This is a genomic window from Microbacterium wangyouchuni (assembly GCF_051546305.1).
Lineage (GTDB): Bacteria > Actinomycetota > Actinomycetes > Actinomycetales > Microbacteriaceae > Microbacterium.
Genome location: NZ_JBPTMA010000001.1, coordinates 507700 through 523339, shown reverse-complemented (window position 1 = coordinate 523339; position 15640 = coordinate 507700). Strand labels below are relative to the sequence as shown.

Genomic DNA, 15640 nt, shown 5'->3' with positions numbered 1-15640 from the left:
TCGCCCCGACCGTCGCGAGCGGGGCGAGCCGAAACGCCTCAGACTGACTGCTGCTCGCGCAGTTCGCGGCGGGTCAGCTGCCCTGCGGGCGCCTCGGGTGTCGGCTCGTCGCCATCGGCAGAGTCAGCGGCGGCAGCATCCGGTCCGCCCTTACGCGCACGACGACGCTCCTTGGCGCCCTCCACGAGGTTGTAGAGCGTCGGCAGCACGATCAGGGTCATCACGGTGGAGGAGATCAGACCGCCGATCACCACGATGGCGAGCGGCTGCGAGATGAACCCGCCGTGCCCGGTGATGCCCAGCGCCATCGGGATGAGCGCGAAGATCGTCGCGAGCGCCGTCATGAGAATCGGCCGCAGGCGCTTCTCGCTGCCGGCCATGACGGCATCGACCGCGGAGAGCCCCTTCTCGCGGTACTGGTTCACGAGGTCAACGAGCACGATCGCATTCGTCACCACCACACCGATCAGCATGAGCACGCCGATGAGGGAGGCCACCCCCAGCGGCACGCCGGTGATGATCTGCAGCAGGATCGCGCCGGTAGCCGCGAACGGCACGGAGATCAGCAGAAGCAGCGGCTGACGCAGCGACTTGAATGTCGCCACCATCACGACGTAGACGATGAGGATAGCCGCGAGCATGGCCAAGCCGAGCTGCGAGAACGAATCAGCCTGCTGCGAAGCGACACCGCCGACGTCGGCGCGGGCACCATCAGGCAGGTCGACGGCTTCCAGCGCCGCAGTGACCGAAGCTGTCGCGACGGCGAGGTTGTCGGACGCCGGAGGAATAGTGACCGTCGAAGTGCGACGACCCTGCTCGGTGGTGATCGAGGTGGGGCCTTCTCGCTGCTCGACGACCGCGATGTCCTGCAGCTCGATCATTCCGAGAGCGCTCGGGATCACCAGCGTCTGCAGGGCTTCGAGGCTCGCTGGCGGCTCGGTGGCCGCGAGATACACCGTCAGGGCGGAGTCGTCCAGCTCGATCGATCCGATCTGCTGCGGACGCATCGTGCTCGACACGATCGAGCCGACGGCGACCTCGGACAGACCGACGTCGGCTGCCGCCTGACGGTCCACGACCACGGCGATGTAGGGCAGGGATGCTGCGAGGTTGTTCGAGACTGCGCCGATGCCCTCGCGTCCGTCGAGCTCTGCAGTCACCGCCTCCGTCGCCTCGGTGAGGGTCTCTCCGTTCGGTGCGGAGATGTTCACGGCGATGTCGGTGGATCCGAATCCGGCTGCGGCGCTCACATCGATATCGCCGACGTCTTCGAGTGGCTCGACCGCGTCAGCGACGTCCGCACGGATCTGCTCCTGATCCGCGCCGGATGCCGTCATGATCGAATACGTCACACCTGCGCCGCCGGAGAACACATCTGCCAGCGGCGAACCGCTCGAGCCGACCGAGACCTGCACGGCTTCGATTCCGTCGATGCCCTGCAGCGCCTCCTCCACGACAGCCGCGGCGGCGTCCTTGGTCTCCAGGCTCGCGGTCGGACCGAGATCCTGCGTGACAGTCATGGTGTTCTGGCCGGTGTCGCCGAGGAAGTTGATCTTCATCAGCGGCGCCGCAGCCAGGGTTCCCCCCAGAACGACGAGCGCCATGACCAGCGTGACGCCGGAGTGCTTCAGCGTCCAGGTGAGGATGGGCCGGTAGGAGCGCTGCAGGCGTGTGGGCGGAGCATCCGGGTGCTCGGGGTCGATCGCGACGCCGTTCGCATCCGCGAGTTCCTTACCCGGACGCAGGAACCAGTACGCCAGCACCGGCACGATCGTCAACGACACCAGAAGCGATGCCACCATCGCGATTGTGACCGTCATTGCGAACGGTCGGAACAACTCGCCGACCATGTCGCCGACGAAGACGATCGGCAGGAACACCGCAACCGTCGTGACAGTCGATGCCGTGATCGCCCCGGCGACCTCGCGCACGGCGAGCAGAATCGACTTGCCCTTGTCGGCGCTGCCGACGTAGTGACGTTTGATGTTCTCGATGACAACGATCGAGTCATCCACCACGCGTCCGATGGCGATCGTCAGCGCACCGAGGGTGAGCATGTTCAGGGAGTACCCGAAGGCCTGCAGCCCGACGAATGTGATCAGCACGCTGGTGGGAATCGAGATCGCCGTCACCAGGGTCGAACGGATCGACATCAGGAACACCAGGATGATGACAACCGCGAACACCAGGCCCAGCAGCCCCTCGACGGCGAGGGTCTCGATGGACTGCACGATGAACGGCGCCTGATCGAAGATGATCGTGAATTCGGCATCCGGGAATGTCTTGGAGAGCTCGTCTAGCGCGGCGATGACCCCGTCCGACACCTCCACCGTGTTCGCGGCAGGAAGCTTGGAGATCGAGATCGAGAGGGCATCCTCGCCGTTGACGCGGGAGATCGAGGAGATCGCGTCGTTCTCCAGTGCGACTGTGGCGACATCGGCGATCGTGACGCCCGCGCCGATGAGAGGAAGGGCTGCAATCTCTTCGACGGAGGTGATCTTCGATCCGGTCTGCACCGTGAGCGTCTCACCGTTCTCGGTGATGTCGCCGCCGGGGAAGAGCATGCCGTTCTGTTCCATAGCGCTGCTGATCGCCTGGGTGCTCGCACCTGCCGCCGCGAGCTTGGCGTTGTCCGGGGTGATCGTGACGCGCTGCCCCGTGCCGCCGATGATCGCGGCGGTGTTCACACCATCGACATCTTCGAGCTCGGGCACCACGACGTTCTCGAGCTCGGTCTGCGCAGCATCCGCTTCGCCGAAGCCGGTGACAGCAATCTGGATCACCGGCAGATCATCGAGCGAGACGGTCATCACCTGCGGTTCGACATCGGCCGGCAGCTGCGAGGAGATGCGATTGATCGCCTGCTGCATCTTCTGCTCTGCCGTGGCGAGGTTCTCGCCATAGGTGAACATCGCCTGGATGATCGAGGCATTCGTCGTGCTCGTGGCACTCGTGGATTCCAGGCCCGGAACGGCCTGGATCGCGGTCTCGATCGGCGTCGAGACGTCGTTCTCCACAACTTCAGGCGACGCCCCCGGGTAGGTCGTCATAACGATCAGCGCCGGCAGCTCGAGCGTCGGGATGAGCTCCTGCTTGAGGTTGGTCAACGCCAAACCGCCGAACACGGCAGCGACGATCGTGATGAGGGCGATCAGCGCGCGATTGCGCAGGCTGAAGAAAGCGAGTTTCGACAAGGCAGGAGACTCTCGATTGAGGAATTTGCTCGACAAAGGTGCGCGGTCAGTATTCCACAGCAAATATTCAGGATGCTGTGAGCGATTCCGCGGTCACAGCAGTGCGCCCACTCCGAGCCCGGCGACTGCGGCGATCACGGATGCGACCGGTGTGCCCACCAGGTGCATGACCGAGGCGGGCCGGCGCCCGTCTTTCCACAGCGCGAGCGTGTCGAGCATCGCGGTGCTGAAGGTCGTATACCCACCGAGAAGACCGGCGCCGACGATGAATGCCGACTCTGGGATGGATGCTGTGACCACCCCGAGCGCGAACGATCCGGTGACGTTCACGATGACGATCCCCCATGGGAAGCGCCCCTTCGTCACCGACATGACGCCGAGATCGACGAGGTAGCGCAGGCCTGCGCCGACGCCACCGGCGAGGGATGCGAGTGCGAACAGAAGCGGCGTCACGCGATCGCCCGCTTCCGACCGAGGCGCCGACCGAGGCGCAGACCGAGGATGACAGCGCCGATCCCACCCGCCAGCGTCAGCACGACGTATGCCGCTGCCACGAGAGGCGCGTCCGCCCACAGCCCGACAGCACCGACCGCGAACGCGCTGTAGGTCGTGAAGCCGCCCAGGATGCCGGTGCCGAAGAAGACTCGCAGGTCAGATGTTTGTGGCATCCGGGCTGCCAGCACACCGATGAGCAGGGCTCCGGTGACGTTGATCGCGAGCGTTCCGAGCGGTATGCCCCCAGCATCCGCGATCAGCAGGGCGATGCCGAGCCGAGCCGCAGTTCCCACAGTGCCGCCGGCGATGACGAGGAGCAGCCGGCGAAAGGTCACGTCGGCAACTCTAGTCGTGGCATCCGATCCCCTCCCTTGCCAGTGCGCCACGGCGATGTCAAGGCGGTGTGAGCGAGGCAGATAACGGCGTTGACTGACGCCATGACACCGCTCTGGAAGGTCTCCCCGACGACCCCTCCCCGCTCTCCGTTCGAACCCGGCGTGCATCACGACGTGATCGTCGTCGGCGCAGGCCTGACCGGGCTTGCGACCGCCGTGATGCTGGCGCGGGAGGGTTTGGATGTGGCCGTCGTGGACTCTGGCGAGGTCGCCGAACTCGCCTCGGGCGGGAACACCGGAAAAGTGTCGCTCCTCCAGGGCCTGACACTGGCGAATATCCGTCGCCACCACCCGGCTGCTCTCGTGCGCGCGTATGTCGACGCGAACCGCGCGGGGATGCAGTGGCTGACCGACTTCGCCGACACTGCCGGCGTGCCCTACGCCCGTCGGACAGATCACTCGTACGCGCAGACGGCGAGCGGCGTCGATGCGCTGCGCGCCCAGCACGCCGCCGCTCGCGAAGCCGGACTTCCCGCCCGGATGCTGGCGGCCGAAGACATGCCGGCGGCATCGTTCCCGATCACCGGCGCTGTCGCTCTCGACGATCAGGTGACAATCGACCCGATACTCGTCACGCGCGCAATGGCGAGGGGGTTGCTCGCTGCAGGAGGCACACTGCACACCGGCATCCGCGTCACCGGAGCGCACGCACTTCCGAAACCGCGCGTCGAGACCGCGGCCGGACCGCTGTTCAGCACACACATCGTGCTCGCGACCGGAACGCCGGTCATCGACCGCGGCCTCTACTTCGCGAAGGTGCGGGGGCTGAGGTCATATTGCGTCTCATTCCGGGTGCCGGGGAAGGTACCGGACAGCACGTTCATCTCCGTGGACGGGCCGACGCGTTCCCTCCGTCCCGTCTCGGACGAGGATGGGCCGGGCGGCGTCGCACAGCTCATCGTCGGCGGCAACGGGCACCCGGTTGGACGATCTCACGGAGAGACCGCGGCCATCGACGACCTCATCTCCTGGACCCGGCAGCATTTTCCCGATGCCGAGGAGACGCACCGCTGGTCGGCTCAGGACTACCAATCGCACAACCTCATCCCCTTCGTCGGCGCGATGCCGCGCGGACTCGGCCGCATCCGCTTCGCAACCGGATACGCCAAATGGGGGCTGTCGAACGCTCCGGCCGCCGCCATGCGACTGGCCGCCGAGATCGTCGGTACCAGACGGCGTGACCGTCCGGAATGGATGAGGACGATCGGGACGCGTCTGACGGTGCCCGCCGACATCGGCAGAGGAGCCGCCGAGACCGGCCGCGTCGCAGCCGCCCTCGCCTCGGGCTGGTCCGGAGCCCAGTCTCGGCCAGTACCGGTTCCGCGGCCAGCCGAGGGCAGTGGTGTGGTGGCCAATCGTGCGGGCCGCCCGGTCGGCGTTTCGACTGTCGACGGCGTCACCCGCGCTGTCAGTGCCGTATGCACCCACCTCGGCGGCGTCCTGGACTGGAACGATGCGGAGTGCACGTGGGACTGCCCCCTACACGCGTCGCGCTTCGCGCCGGACGGGACGCGAATCGAAGGCCCGGCACTGCGAGACCTGCCGAATCTCCCGAGGTCAGGGCCGAGTTGACGCAGCCCCGGGTCTGGCAGCATCCCAGCCTTGCTGCGGTGTCTCGCAGTTCTCGCGATAGACGTACTGCGAGACGAGCTTGCGCTGGCTGCTCGACCAGTCGATCGCCGGTCGGCGCTGCTCTGGTGGCAGATATCCGAGCCGGTAGACGGCCATCAGCTCAAGGTCATCCGGAACGCGCAGCAGCCCGACGATCTCATCCCAGCGGCCAGGGACTTCCATCGGGAAGGAGATGAATTGGATGCCCATGCCGAGCTCGACCGTCGTCAGCCAGATATTCTCCATCGCCGTGCCCATGCTGAACACCGAATAGAACGATGACAGCTGTCCCGGGCGATACTCACTGCGATCGAGCATCACTCCCAGCAGCAGTGGGGAGCCGGCGACGAGCTTCCGGTTCTCCGCGCCGAGTGTCTTCGGCACTCCGAAGGCGTTCATCAGCGTCTGTCCACGCTTCGTGAACACCTGGCTTGTGAAGGGTCGAAGCGCCGCAGGGAGCTTGTCGAACAGCATTCCGCTGCGTTTGGAGTCCATCTCGGCCTGGCTGAAGCGGAAGTATGGCTTGTAGCGCTCGAAGAACGTGCCGTTGGACATCGCCTCTGTCATGCTCTCGCCGGAGACACGGGCGATCTCGTCGATCGTCTCGCGGTTCTCGATGACGACGAATCGCCACGGCTGGCTGTTCAGTTGTGACGGTGCCCGACCGGCGGCTTCCAGAAGCAGGCGCTGATGCTCCTCGGAGACGGCGTCGGGAAGAAAGGCACCGTTGGTCGTCTTACGGCGGCGAATGGCGTCGAGAAGTTCCATGCGATCACTTCCGGTCTGCGGGACGACGCGACAATGCGAAGCCCCTGGCGATGAACGGGGCAGCAGCGAGAGCGATGAGTGGATGCTGTCGGCTGTGCGTTCGCACATATGCGATCGCAGCGAGCGGCACTGCGGCGGGAAGCAGCGCGAGCGCCGCTCGACGACTCGCGCTCCGCGGCGTTGCCCACCATGCCGCAGAGACGGCGGCCGCGCTGGCTGCGCAGGTCACGATGTACAGCGCATGATGCAACCAGCGGAAGCCACTGGAGTCAATGAGTTTTGCGGCGACAGCTGTCCCCAGCGCGCAGTTCGCGGTATAGCTCAGCGCTGCTGCGGCGAACAGCGGCGCTGCGTTCGTGGGGTGCCGACGGCGGTCCATGTCTTGACCCTATGCCGTTCGCTTCCGGCTGCGTTCGACAGGCTGCATTGGGACCACGGATCGAGCCATTTGTGCTTGTCGAACGAAGAAAGCTTGACAAACTCGAGATATATCGTGTTATTGTCGAAACACGCGATATATCGCGATCAACCCCAGACCGACCAACCGAAGCACGATCAACCCCAGGAGAGAACATGACCGAGAAATGGCTCATCGCCCCCGGCGAAGAACGTGTCATCGACATCCCCCAGGCGACCCGGCTCAAGGTCGGCCTCGTCCGCGGCCAGGTCGATGTCATCGCACACGACGAACCCGGCATCCGCATCGAGGTGCACGGAGTCAGCGTCAAAGACCTGCGCATCGAATCTGACGGCACCCAGATCGAGATCGATCACCCGCAGCTGGGGTGGGACAACTTCCTCGAGGTGTTCCGCAACTTCGGCTCTGGCGGGCCGCGTGCCGAAGTCAGCGTGGCAGTCCCCCGCAGCATCGCCCTGAACCTCGGCGTCGTCAGCGCTGGTGCCCTGGTTTCCGGGCTCACCAACGACGCGCGCTTGAACACGGTCTCCGGCGAACTCATCGTCGACACGCACACCGGAGATCTGACACTCAACTCCGTCTCCGGCGACGTGCAGGTGCGCGGTCTCACCGGTTCCGTGAACGCGAACAGCGTCTCCGGCGACGTCGCCATCACCGGTTCGATCCGCAAGGCGACTGTCGACAGCGTCTCCGGTGCGATCTGGGTGGATGCTGGCGGCGCCGTCAATTCGATCACGCTGAACACCGTCTCGGGCGACAACACGATTCGACTCGAAGAGACGCTGCCTGCCAACTACGTGGCGCGCTCGATGAGCGGCGCCGTGACGATCGACGGCATCGACCGCGCCAGCTCCGGACCCACCAGCTTCGCTGGTTCCACCGGTGAGCTGGCTGGCTCCTTCGTCGACATCCGCACGAACTCGGTCTCCGGGGACACGACAGTTCTGCGTCGCCCGCTGACCACCGCAGCCGACGACGAGGAGTGGGACTCATGAGCCCCGCCGTCTTCTCGCACGGCGACCTGCGCCTCTATCTACTGTCGCTACTGGCCGAATCGCCGCAGCACGGCTACGGCATCATCCAGGCTCTGACCGATCGCACCGGGGGCACTTACACTCCGAGCGCGGGCACCATCTATCCTCGGCTTGCGAAGCTTGAGGAAGAGGGACTGGTCAGCAAGACCATCGATGGTCGCACCACGATCTATGCGATCACCGACGCCGGTCGCGCTGAGCTCGCCAGCCGCGAGAACGACCTGGCCGGCATCGAGTCGGGCCTCGCCGATTCCGTTCGACTGATCGCCAACGAGGTGCGACAGAGCGTGCAGGACGCCATGAAGAGCCTTCGTGCCGACCTCGCATCAGCAGCGCACGATGAGCGAGCTGCCGCGAAGAGTCGCCCGTCGACATCGAAGCCGGCAACCAGTGAGCGCACATCCAGTCGTGAGCAGCTGCACCGCGCCGACGCTGCGATCAACGACTTCCGCGCACGCGTGCGCACAGACCTTCGCACCCACGTCGCGCGGGGTGGAACGCTGAGTGAAGCGACGGTGAAAGATCTCGAAAGTGCGATGGATGCCGCAGCTCACGCCGTGACCGGTGCGCTGCACTCATCCAGCAGCTAGGCCGAGAGCCGCGGCCATGCGGCTACTCGGTCCAGATCTCGGCCTGGTCGTCCGGAACTTCTTGCTCCAACGGAACCACAAGCACCGAACGGTGCTGCCGGTGGGCGAGACGAGCAGCCACGGAGCCGGTGAAGAATTCGCGGATCGATTCGCCGAGACCGCGCTTGCGGGTTCCGACGACGATGAGCTGCGCATCGAGCCTGTTCGCGAGCTGCTTGATGGCAAGAGCAGGATCGCCGACGAGCTGACGTGCGGCCCAGGTAAGGGCACTGCCCTCAAGAAGGGCCCGCGCCTGATCTTGGACCTCTTCGAACTCAGCGACGCCCGCTTCTATGTTCAGATCGATCGGCGCCGAGTGCACGTAGCCGTCCGGGTCTTCATAGGTGACAAATCGCGTGACGTCGACGTGAGCGACCACGATGGGAACGTTCAGCAGGGCCGCGAACCGGGCTGCCTCCTGCAGGACGTGCGGCGCCTGATCCGGCTGCATCCCGACGATCACCGCCTTTTGCAGGGCGGCATCCTGAGCCGCTTCGTCGGACGGAGAGGAGGTTGCATCTGCCATGAGAATCGTTCCCTTCACCAACCGGCGAAGGCCAGAGGACCTGGCCCTCGTGCTATCCTAAATGTTACTCTTACCGGCTGCGCGCCGGTGTCGTGAAACGCTTCGGGCACTCGCTTGTCCGACAGCTTAACTCGTGAGGGGGTCTCGCGCATGGGCCGTGGCCGTCAAAAGGCGAAACACACAAAGATCGCCCGCGAACTCAAGGCATACAGTCCTTCGGTGAACTACTCTGCGCTGGAGCGCGAGCTGGCTCATCCGACGGACGAAAACGCCTACGTCGATAAATGGGCGGACGAGTACGCGGATGAAGACGAAGACGAGCTCGAAAAGGCCTGACCGCTTTTCGTGCGCGGCCCCGCGACTTCGGTAGCGGGGCCTTCGTCGTACCCTGTCACAGGTTCGGTGACCTGTCACCAGGTTCGGTGACCTGTCACCAGGTTCCGTGGCGTCGTTCCCACTCTTCTTCGACCGTCCGCCGCCGACCGGCGATGACTCCGAAGGGGATCGAGGCGAGGAATACAGCGCCCAGCACCAGCAGCGGAACAGTCCAACTGCCGCTGATGTCGTGCAGCACGCCGATCAGCAACGGGAAGCCCGCAGCAATCACATAACCGGCGCTCTGCACGAAACTGCTCAGTGCCACAGCGCTTTCCGGCGTACGCGAGCGGATGCTGATGAGCACCAGCGCCAACGGGAACATCACGCCGACGATGCCGAAGATCGTCACCCACAACCAGATGGTGACCGCGTTCGACCAGAACAGGAGACCTGCGACACCAAGCAGCGCACTGGCAGAGCCCACCGCATACAGCGGGCGCGTGGCCTGGAATCGCACCACCAGAACCGGCACGAGCAGTGAAGCCGGAAGCCCCATGACGGCAAAAACCGACAGCAGCAGCCCCGCCGTGCTCGCCGAGACTCCGGCGACATCTGTGACGATGGCCGGCAGCCAGGCGAACGAGACGTAGGCGGCGATCGACGAGGTGCTGAACACGACGGCGATCGACCAGGCCATCGGCAGTCGCACCAGCCGAGCGAATGCCCGCGAGTTCGTCGGCACGACGGCGATCGGCCCGGTCGACAGTTCAGCAGGATCGGATGCCGTGGCATTCGTCGCGCCAGCGGGCGCAGCATCCATCGCCGGCCGACGTGCCGCCCGACCGCTCACCAGGATCGCCATCCACGGCAGCACCCCGGCCAGAGCAAACACACCCCACAGCCCCAGCGATACGCGCCAGCCCGCAGCGTCCGCCACCGGAACCGAGATCAGCGGCGGCAGGAACGTCGACAGCGCCATCGCCGTTGTGTAAAGCGTGAGCATCAGGCCGAGCCGGTCGGGGAAGTACTTCTTGACCAGCGGCGGCACCAGAATGTTCCCCATGCCCACGCCCGCGAAGATCAGTGCCGTCGTCGCAAGCAGAGAAACCGATCCGAACGACAGCCCGCGCAGCACCAGCCCCGTTGCAATCGCGGAGAGCGCGATGACGGTCACCGCTTCCAACCCCAAGCGCCGCTCGAGCAGAGGTGCGCAGAGCCCGAAGATCGCGAAGCACACCGGTGGCGCCGTTCCGATCAACCCGACGACCGCGGTGGGCAGGGGGAAGTCCGCGCCGATGTAGTCGATTACCGGTGAGAGCGAAGCCACCGCAGAACGCAGCGAGAAGGCACACAGCAGAATGCCGAGAACCGCGAGGGCACGCCCGCGCCACAGGGGCCGGGTCACGAAGATTGCGAGCTCTCGACCCACTCGAGGTACTCGTCGGTGACCGTGCCGGTCACGTACCGGCCGTCGAAGCAGCTCATGTCCAGATCTGTGATATCCGACCCCTCGATGATCGCCGCTTTCAGATCCTCGACCTCCTGGTAGACCAGGTGGTCGGCGCCGAGCTCGGCGGCAACCTCCGGAATCGTTCGGCCGTAGGCGATCAGCTCATGCTTGGACGGCATATTGATGCCGTAGACGTGCGGGTACCGCACGGGTGGGGCGGCCGAGGCGAAGGTGACCGAGAGGGCACCGGCATCCCGCGCCATCTGAATGATCTGCTTGCTCGTCGTACCGCGCACGATGGAATCATCGATGAGCAGCACGTTCTTGCCGCGGAACTCCGTCGACATCGCGTTGAGCTTCTGCCGCACACTCTTCTTGCGCACTGCCTGCCCCGGCATGATGAAGGTGCGCCCGACGTAGCGGTTCTTGTAGAAGCCTTCGCGGTACTCGATGCCGAGTTTGCGGGCCACCTCCATCGCGGAGGGGCGGGCCGAGTCCGGGATCGGCATGACGACGTCGATCTTCTCGCGCGGCACGTGCTTCGCGATCGTGTCGGCCAGGCGCTCCCCCATCCGCAGTCGCGACTCGTACACCGCGATGCCGTTCATGGTCGAGTCTGGACGGGCGAGGTAGACGTACTCGAACGCGCAGGGGAACAGCTGCGGCTGCTCGGCGCACTGCTGTGTGAACAGCTCGCCCTTGTCTGTGATGAAGACTGCTTCACCCGGTGCGACCTCGCGGACGACCTCGTAATCGCCGTTCTCGAGCACGAGCGACTCGCTGGCCACAATCCACTCGTCCTGCGTCTCACCGTTCGCCCCAGCGCCGTCGCGACGGCCGAGGATCAGCGGGCGGATGCCATGCGGGTCACGGAATGCGAGGAGCCCGTGACCGGCGATCACGGCGATCACGGCATAGGCACCCTCAATACGCTGATGCGTGCGGCTGACCGCCTCGAAGATGCGCTCGGAGTCGAGATCAACATCGGAGGTCGTCGCCTGCAGCTCACCGGCGAGCACGTTCAGCAGCAGCTCGGTGTCACTGGAGGAGTTCAGGTGCCGGCGATCACGCTTGGCCATGTCGGCGGTGAGTTCGCGGGTGTTGGTGAGGTTGCCGTTGTGGATCAGGATGATGCCGTAGGGCGAGTTCACGTAGAACGGCTGGGCTTCTTCTTCGCTGGATGCTGTGCCCTTGGTGGCGTAGCGAACATGGCCGAGGCCGACGTTTCCGAGCAAGGAGCGCATGTCGCGGGTGCGGAAGGCCTCGCGCACCATGCCCTCGGCCTTGATGATGTGCATGACACCGCTGGGCTCTGCAGTGGCCATACCGGTGGCATCCTGACCGCGGTGCTGCAGCAGCAGGAGCGCGTCGTAGATGTCCTGATTGACCGGGCCGCCTGCGACCACTCCGACGATTCCACACATGGGGTGTTACTTCGCTCCGTCCGCGTACGCGCCGATCAGACGCACTGCACCACCGTCGACGCCCTTGGCGCCCTCTTCGAACTCGCCGGCCGGACGTGCGCCGGTTCCGACGGTCGCGACCTGCCAGGCGTTGATGCCCTCTTCGGCGAGCGCTGCGATCGCGGCATCCTTCTGCGAAGCGTCGATCACCGCGAGGAAGCCGATTCCGAGGTTCCAGGTGCCCTCGGCCGACTCGAGCGTGGTCCCGGCGATGTCGCTGAGCACGCGGAAGATCGGGCTGGGCGACCAGGTGGAGCGATCGACCTCTGCCCAGCTGCCGACGGGGAGCACACGGGCGAGGTTCGCCGAGATGCCGCCGCCGGTGACGTGGCTGAGGGAGTGGATGCTGCCATCGGCGAGGGTGTCGATCAGGCGCAGCAGCGGAAGCGTATAGAGGCGGGTCGGCTCGAGCAGCGTCTCGCCCCACGTCGCGCCGAAGTCGGCTGCGGTGTCGCCGTAGCCGATACCGGCACCGGTGATGATGTGACGCACGAGCGAGTAGCCGTTGGAGTGCAGACCGCTGGATGCCAGCGCCAGAACGATATCGCCGTCCTGCACGCGCTCGGCACCGAGGACGGCACCAGCCTCGACGATTCCGGTTGCGGCGCCAGCGACGTCGTAGTCGTCCACGCCGAGAAGGCCCGGGTGCTCAGCGGTCTCGCCACCGACGAGCGCCGTGCCGGTCGCGGTGCACGCATCCGCAATACCGCGCACGATGTCGGCGATGCGCTCGGGGATGACCTTGCCGCAGGCGATGTAATCGGTCATGAACAGGGGCTTCGCCCCCACCACGACGATGTCGTCCACGACCATGCCGACCAGGTCTTGCCCGATCGTGTCGTGCTTGTCGATGGCCTGCGCGATCGCGACCTTCGTGCCGACACCATCCGTGCTGGTTGCCAGCAACGGCTTGGTGTAGCCGAGAAGAGCTGTGGCATCGAAGAGCCCGGCGAACCCGCCGACGCCTCCGAGCACTTCAGGTCCGTGCGTTGCGCGCACAGACGACTTCATCAGCTCGACAGCGCGATCACCCGCAGCGGTATCGACGCCGGCTTCGGAATAGGGATTAGTGGGAGAGGCAGCCACGTGACAAGACTACCGCCGCCGCGGGCCCCCGGATTCCGCCGTGTTCCATCCAGTAAGTCAGACCCGCACCGGCAAAGCGTGCGCAGTCTCCCTAGGATGGTGCCATGGCCGACAAGCCGCAGTGGTTGATCCGCGAAGACGCCGGAGTCCCGGTGCTCGTCGCCCTTGCGCTGCGCCAGCACCTCGGCATCCGAGTTCCCGAAGACCTGCCGGCACTGCGCGACCTGCCGGTGCGGACTCCGGATGCTGCCGATGCCACCCTCGCGCTGGAGAAGCAGTGGCGCGACTACTGGAATATGACCGTGGAGCCGCGGGCACATCCTGCCGAGGGCCCGCTGGAACTCGTCGACGGATTCGACACGATCGTCGCACTGCCCGCGAGCGGTGCCGAGCAGCTGCGCGAGGCGATCACTCCGCTGGCCACGCCTGCGCAGCAGTACGCCCAGACCGCGCACAACCGCTACGTGGACTCGATGAACACCTCCACCGGCGGCGACTCGTACCGGGCCTACGCGAGTGCGATCGCCGAGTTCGAACGAGAGATCGGTCGCCGCGCGCACTCGTTCGAGCTGAATGTGCAGGTGCTGCCGTTCACTCAGCGCGGCATCTGGTGGATCGGCGCTCTCACTGTCGCCGTCACCGACGGCCTGCGGCGCGATGTGGTCGCGTTCGACGAGGCCATCCGCCCCGTTATCGGCGAGCTAGCGTAGCCCGCGACATCACCCCGTCACCCCTGCGAGTGGGCGCGCGTGGCTCGAAAATCACGCAAAAGCGAGCCACAACCGGCCACTCGCAACGAGAATTACTCGACGATGGTTTCGCGATCGACGCGGACGACGCGGTCGTGGCGACGCGCGATGCGCTCAAGCACCATGCCGACGATGCCCCCGAGGCCGACACCGATCGGAACCGTCCACAGCAGCGCGAAACCGAAGACCTGGCTTGGCGGGTACACCACATCGAGCACGGGAGACGGCTCGTAGTTTCCCACCATCGTCAGGATGCCTGCGGCGATGATGCCGACCACGATGCCGATGCCCAGGAACACTCCATAGCGCGGCACCCGCCGAACGGTCGCTTCGACGGTGTGGTGAGAGTCAGGGGCAGACATGTCTCCATTGTCCCACTGTTCACCTCGGTGCACGCCGAATACCGGGCGCTACGGGCGCAACGGCAAGAGGTCGTGCAGATCGGCGCGAGTTCCGGATGCGTGGACCCGGCCCGCAGCGTACACATCGGCCCAATCCTCCGCCCCGGTCGCCAGAGCGATCCAGGTCGCCGCATCCATCTCGATCACATTCGGCGGGGTGCCGCGCGTGTGCCGCGGTCCCTGCACGACCTGCACGGCGCCGAACGGCGGCACCCGCACCTCGACGCTGTTGCCCGGGGCCTTCTCATCGAGCAGCTGCAGCAGGTAGCGAACGGCCGTCGCCGACGCCGGACGCGCAGGCTTCTCCCCCGCGGCGAGCGCAGAGCGCACAGCATCCAGTGCCGCTCGCCCATCCGAGATGTCGATCTTCTTGGCCATGTCTCCATATTGTCTGATCGTGCGCACCGCGTATGGTCGGACTGTGGGTGACAGTCAGCATTCGGAAAACGCACGCGCTCAGCTGCTCGGGGCGCTCTCACACGGGTGGGCGGGTCCGTTCCCGGAACTCGCCAATGCCTCGGCCGCGCGCCGGGCGGCGGTACTCATCCTGTTCGGGGTGCTCGACAGCATCCCCGCACCGACCGCGGACGCCGCTGTCGCCCGCGACCTCGACGTCCTGCTGCAACGTCGCGCGCCCACGCTCTCATCGCACCCCGGGCAGGTCTCGTTCCCCGGCGGTCGGCGCGAATCCGGCGATGCCGATCCTGCCGCAACCGCGCTGCGCGAGGCTGAAGAGGAGACCGGACTCGACCCAACCGGAGTCGAAGTGCTCGCGACCCTGCCTGAGCTGCCGCTGCCCGCCAGCAACCACCGCGTCACTCCGGTGCTCGCCTGGTGGACGAAGCCGTCGAAGGTGGCCGCTGTCGATCATGCCGAAACCGTCGAGGTGTTCCGGGTTCCGGTTGCACAGCTGCTCGACCCCGCCAACCGTTACACCTCGGTGGTCAGCCGCGAAAACGTCGGATTCCGCAGCCCGGCATTCGACATCAACGGCACGATCGTGTGGGGTTTCACCGCCATCGTGCTCGACCGCATCTTCGATGCTGCCGGGTGGACGGTGCCCTGGGATGCCACGATCGAACGGCCCATCTGACCGATCCGGG

17 protein-coding genes are annotated in these 15640 nt (G+C 65.7%); 6 read left to right on the top strand and 11 right to left on the bottom strand.

The window, feature by feature from the left end:
- Nucleotides 1–38: 38 nt before the first annotated feature.
- From ACSS7Z_RS02585 to ACSS7Z_RS02575, 3 genes are all read right to left on the bottom strand, one after another.
- Nucleotides 39–3194, bottom strand: coding sequence for an efflux RND transporter permease subunit (locus ACSS7Z_RS02585; protein WP_438252877.1), 3156 nt, complete (start codon nucleotides 3192–3194; stop codon nucleotides 39–41).
- Nucleotides 3195–3287: 93 nt separating this feature from the next.
- Complete coding sequence (locus tag ACSS7Z_RS02580) at nucleotides 3288–3647, bottom strand: fluoride efflux transporter FluC (protein ID WP_438252876.1); 360 nt, start codon at nucleotides 3645–3647, stop codon at nucleotides 3288–3290.
- A complete protein-coding gene (locus ACSS7Z_RS02575) occupies nucleotides 3644–4024 on the bottom strand; it encodes a fluoride efflux transporter FluC (RefSeq protein ID WP_438252875.1) in 381 nt (126 codons plus the stop codon). The genes ACSS7Z_RS02580 and ACSS7Z_RS02575 overlap by 4 nt, the downstream gene beginning before the upstream one ends.
- A 102-nt stretch (nucleotides 4025–4126) precedes the next feature.
- Here ACSS7Z_RS02575 and ACSS7Z_RS02570 point away from each other — a divergent pair, with 102 nt between their 5' ends.
- Complete coding sequence (locus ACSS7Z_RS02570; protein WP_438252874.1) at nucleotides 4127–5656, top strand: FAD-dependent oxidoreductase; 1530 nt, start codon at nucleotides 4127–4129, stop codon at nucleotides 5654–5656.
- Here ACSS7Z_RS02570 and ACSS7Z_RS02565 read toward each other — a convergent pair.
- Nucleotides 5642–6463 (bottom strand): nitroreductase family protein, encoded by an 822-nt coding sequence (locus ACSS7Z_RS02565; RefSeq protein WP_438252873.1) that lies wholly within the window; start codon nucleotides 6461–6463, stop codon nucleotides 5642–5644. The two genes, ACSS7Z_RS02570 and ACSS7Z_RS02565, sit on opposite strands and share 15 nt — an antisense overlap.
- 4 nt (nucleotides 6464–6467) lie before the next feature.
- Complete coding sequence (locus ACSS7Z_RS02560; RefSeq protein ID WP_438252872.1) at nucleotides 6468–6842, bottom strand: hypothetical protein; 375 nt, start codon at nucleotides 6840–6842, stop codon at nucleotides 6468–6470.
- Nucleotides 6843–7036: 194 nt separating this feature from the next.
- Here ACSS7Z_RS02560 and ACSS7Z_RS02555 point away from each other — a divergent pair, with 194 nt between their 5' ends.
- Together ACSS7Z_RS02555 and ACSS7Z_RS02550 are read left to right on the top strand one after the other, a co-directional pair.
- On the top strand, nucleotides 7037–7876 hold the full coding sequence (locus ACSS7Z_RS02555) for a DUF4097 family beta strand repeat-containing protein (RefSeq protein WP_438252871.1): 840 nt from the start codon (nucleotides 7037–7039) through the stop codon (nucleotides 7874–7876).
- On the top strand, nucleotides 7873–8505 hold the full coding sequence (locus tag ACSS7Z_RS02550; RefSeq protein ID WP_438252870.1) for a PadR family transcriptional regulator: 633 nt from the start codon (nucleotides 7873–7875) through the stop codon (nucleotides 8503–8505). Before ACSS7Z_RS02555 ends, ACSS7Z_RS02550 begins: the two co-directional genes overlap by 4 nt.
- 22 nt (nucleotides 8506–8527) lie before the next feature.
- Here the strand turns inward: ACSS7Z_RS02550 and ACSS7Z_RS02545 are convergent, their stop codons facing one another.
- Nucleotides 8528–9070, bottom strand: a complete 543-nt coding sequence (locus ACSS7Z_RS02545; RefSeq protein WP_438252869.1) for a universal stress protein — start codon at nucleotides 9068–9070, stop codon at nucleotides 8528–8530.
- Between the two features lie 150 nt (nucleotides 9071–9220).
- Between ACSS7Z_RS02545 and ACSS7Z_RS02540 the strand changes: the two genes are divergently transcribed.
- A complete protein-coding gene (locus tag ACSS7Z_RS02540; RefSeq protein WP_438252868.1) occupies nucleotides 9221–9406 on the top strand; it encodes a DUF3073 domain-containing protein in 186 nt (61 codons plus the stop codon).
- A 94-nt stretch (nucleotides 9407–9500) separates the two neighbouring features.
- On the opposite strand, the gene ACSS7Z_RS02535 is transcribed toward ACSS7Z_RS02540, so the two are convergent.
- From ACSS7Z_RS02535 to purM, 3 genes are read right to left on the bottom strand one after another with little or no spacing between them, the layout of a single operon-like run.
- Nucleotides 9501–10793: an MFS transporter gene (locus tag ACSS7Z_RS02535; RefSeq protein ID WP_438252867.1), complete on the bottom strand. Its 1293-nt coding sequence runs from the start codon at nucleotides 10791–10793 to the stop codon at nucleotides 9501–9503.
- A complete protein-coding gene (gene purF, locus ACSS7Z_RS02530; RefSeq protein WP_438252866.1) occupies nucleotides 10790–12262 on the bottom strand; it encodes an amidophosphoribosyltransferase in 1473 nt (490 codons plus the stop codon). The genes ACSS7Z_RS02535 and purF overlap by 4 nt, the downstream gene beginning before the upstream one ends.
- Before the next feature lie 6 nt (nucleotides 12263–12268).
- Complete coding sequence (gene purM, locus ACSS7Z_RS02525; RefSeq protein ID WP_438252865.1) at nucleotides 12269–13387, bottom strand: phosphoribosylformylglycinamidine cyclo-ligase; 1119 nt, start codon at nucleotides 13385–13387, stop codon at nucleotides 12269–12271.
- Nucleotides 13388–13491: 104 nt separating this feature from the next.
- Between purM and ACSS7Z_RS02520 the strand changes: the two genes are divergently transcribed.
- Nucleotides 13492–14097 (top strand): zinc-binding alcohol dehydrogenase, encoded by a 606-nt coding sequence (locus ACSS7Z_RS02520; RefSeq protein WP_438252864.1) that lies wholly within the window; start codon nucleotides 13492–13494, stop codon nucleotides 14095–14097.
- A gap of 92 nt (nucleotides 14098–14189) precedes the next feature.
- Here the strand turns inward: ACSS7Z_RS02520 and ACSS7Z_RS02515 are convergent, their stop codons facing one another.
- Both ACSS7Z_RS02515 and ACSS7Z_RS02510 read right to left on the bottom strand, forming a co-directional pair.
- A complete protein-coding gene (locus tag ACSS7Z_RS02515) occupies nucleotides 14190–14498 on the bottom strand; it encodes a potassium transporter Trk (RefSeq protein WP_438252863.1) in 309 nt (102 codons plus the stop codon).
- Nucleotides 14499–14546: 48 nt separating this feature from the next.
- A complete protein-coding gene (locus ACSS7Z_RS02510) occupies nucleotides 14547–14915 on the bottom strand; it encodes a sterol carrier family protein (protein ID WP_438252862.1) in 369 nt (122 codons plus the stop codon).
- Between the two features lie 43 nt (nucleotides 14916–14958).
- Between ACSS7Z_RS02510 and ACSS7Z_RS02505 the strand changes: the two genes are divergently transcribed.
- Nucleotides 14959–15630, top strand: coding sequence for an NUDIX hydrolase (locus ACSS7Z_RS02505; RefSeq protein WP_438252861.1), 672 nt, complete (start codon nucleotides 14959–14961; stop codon nucleotides 15628–15630).
- The last annotated feature ends 10 nt before the right edge of the window (nucleotides 15631–15640 follow it).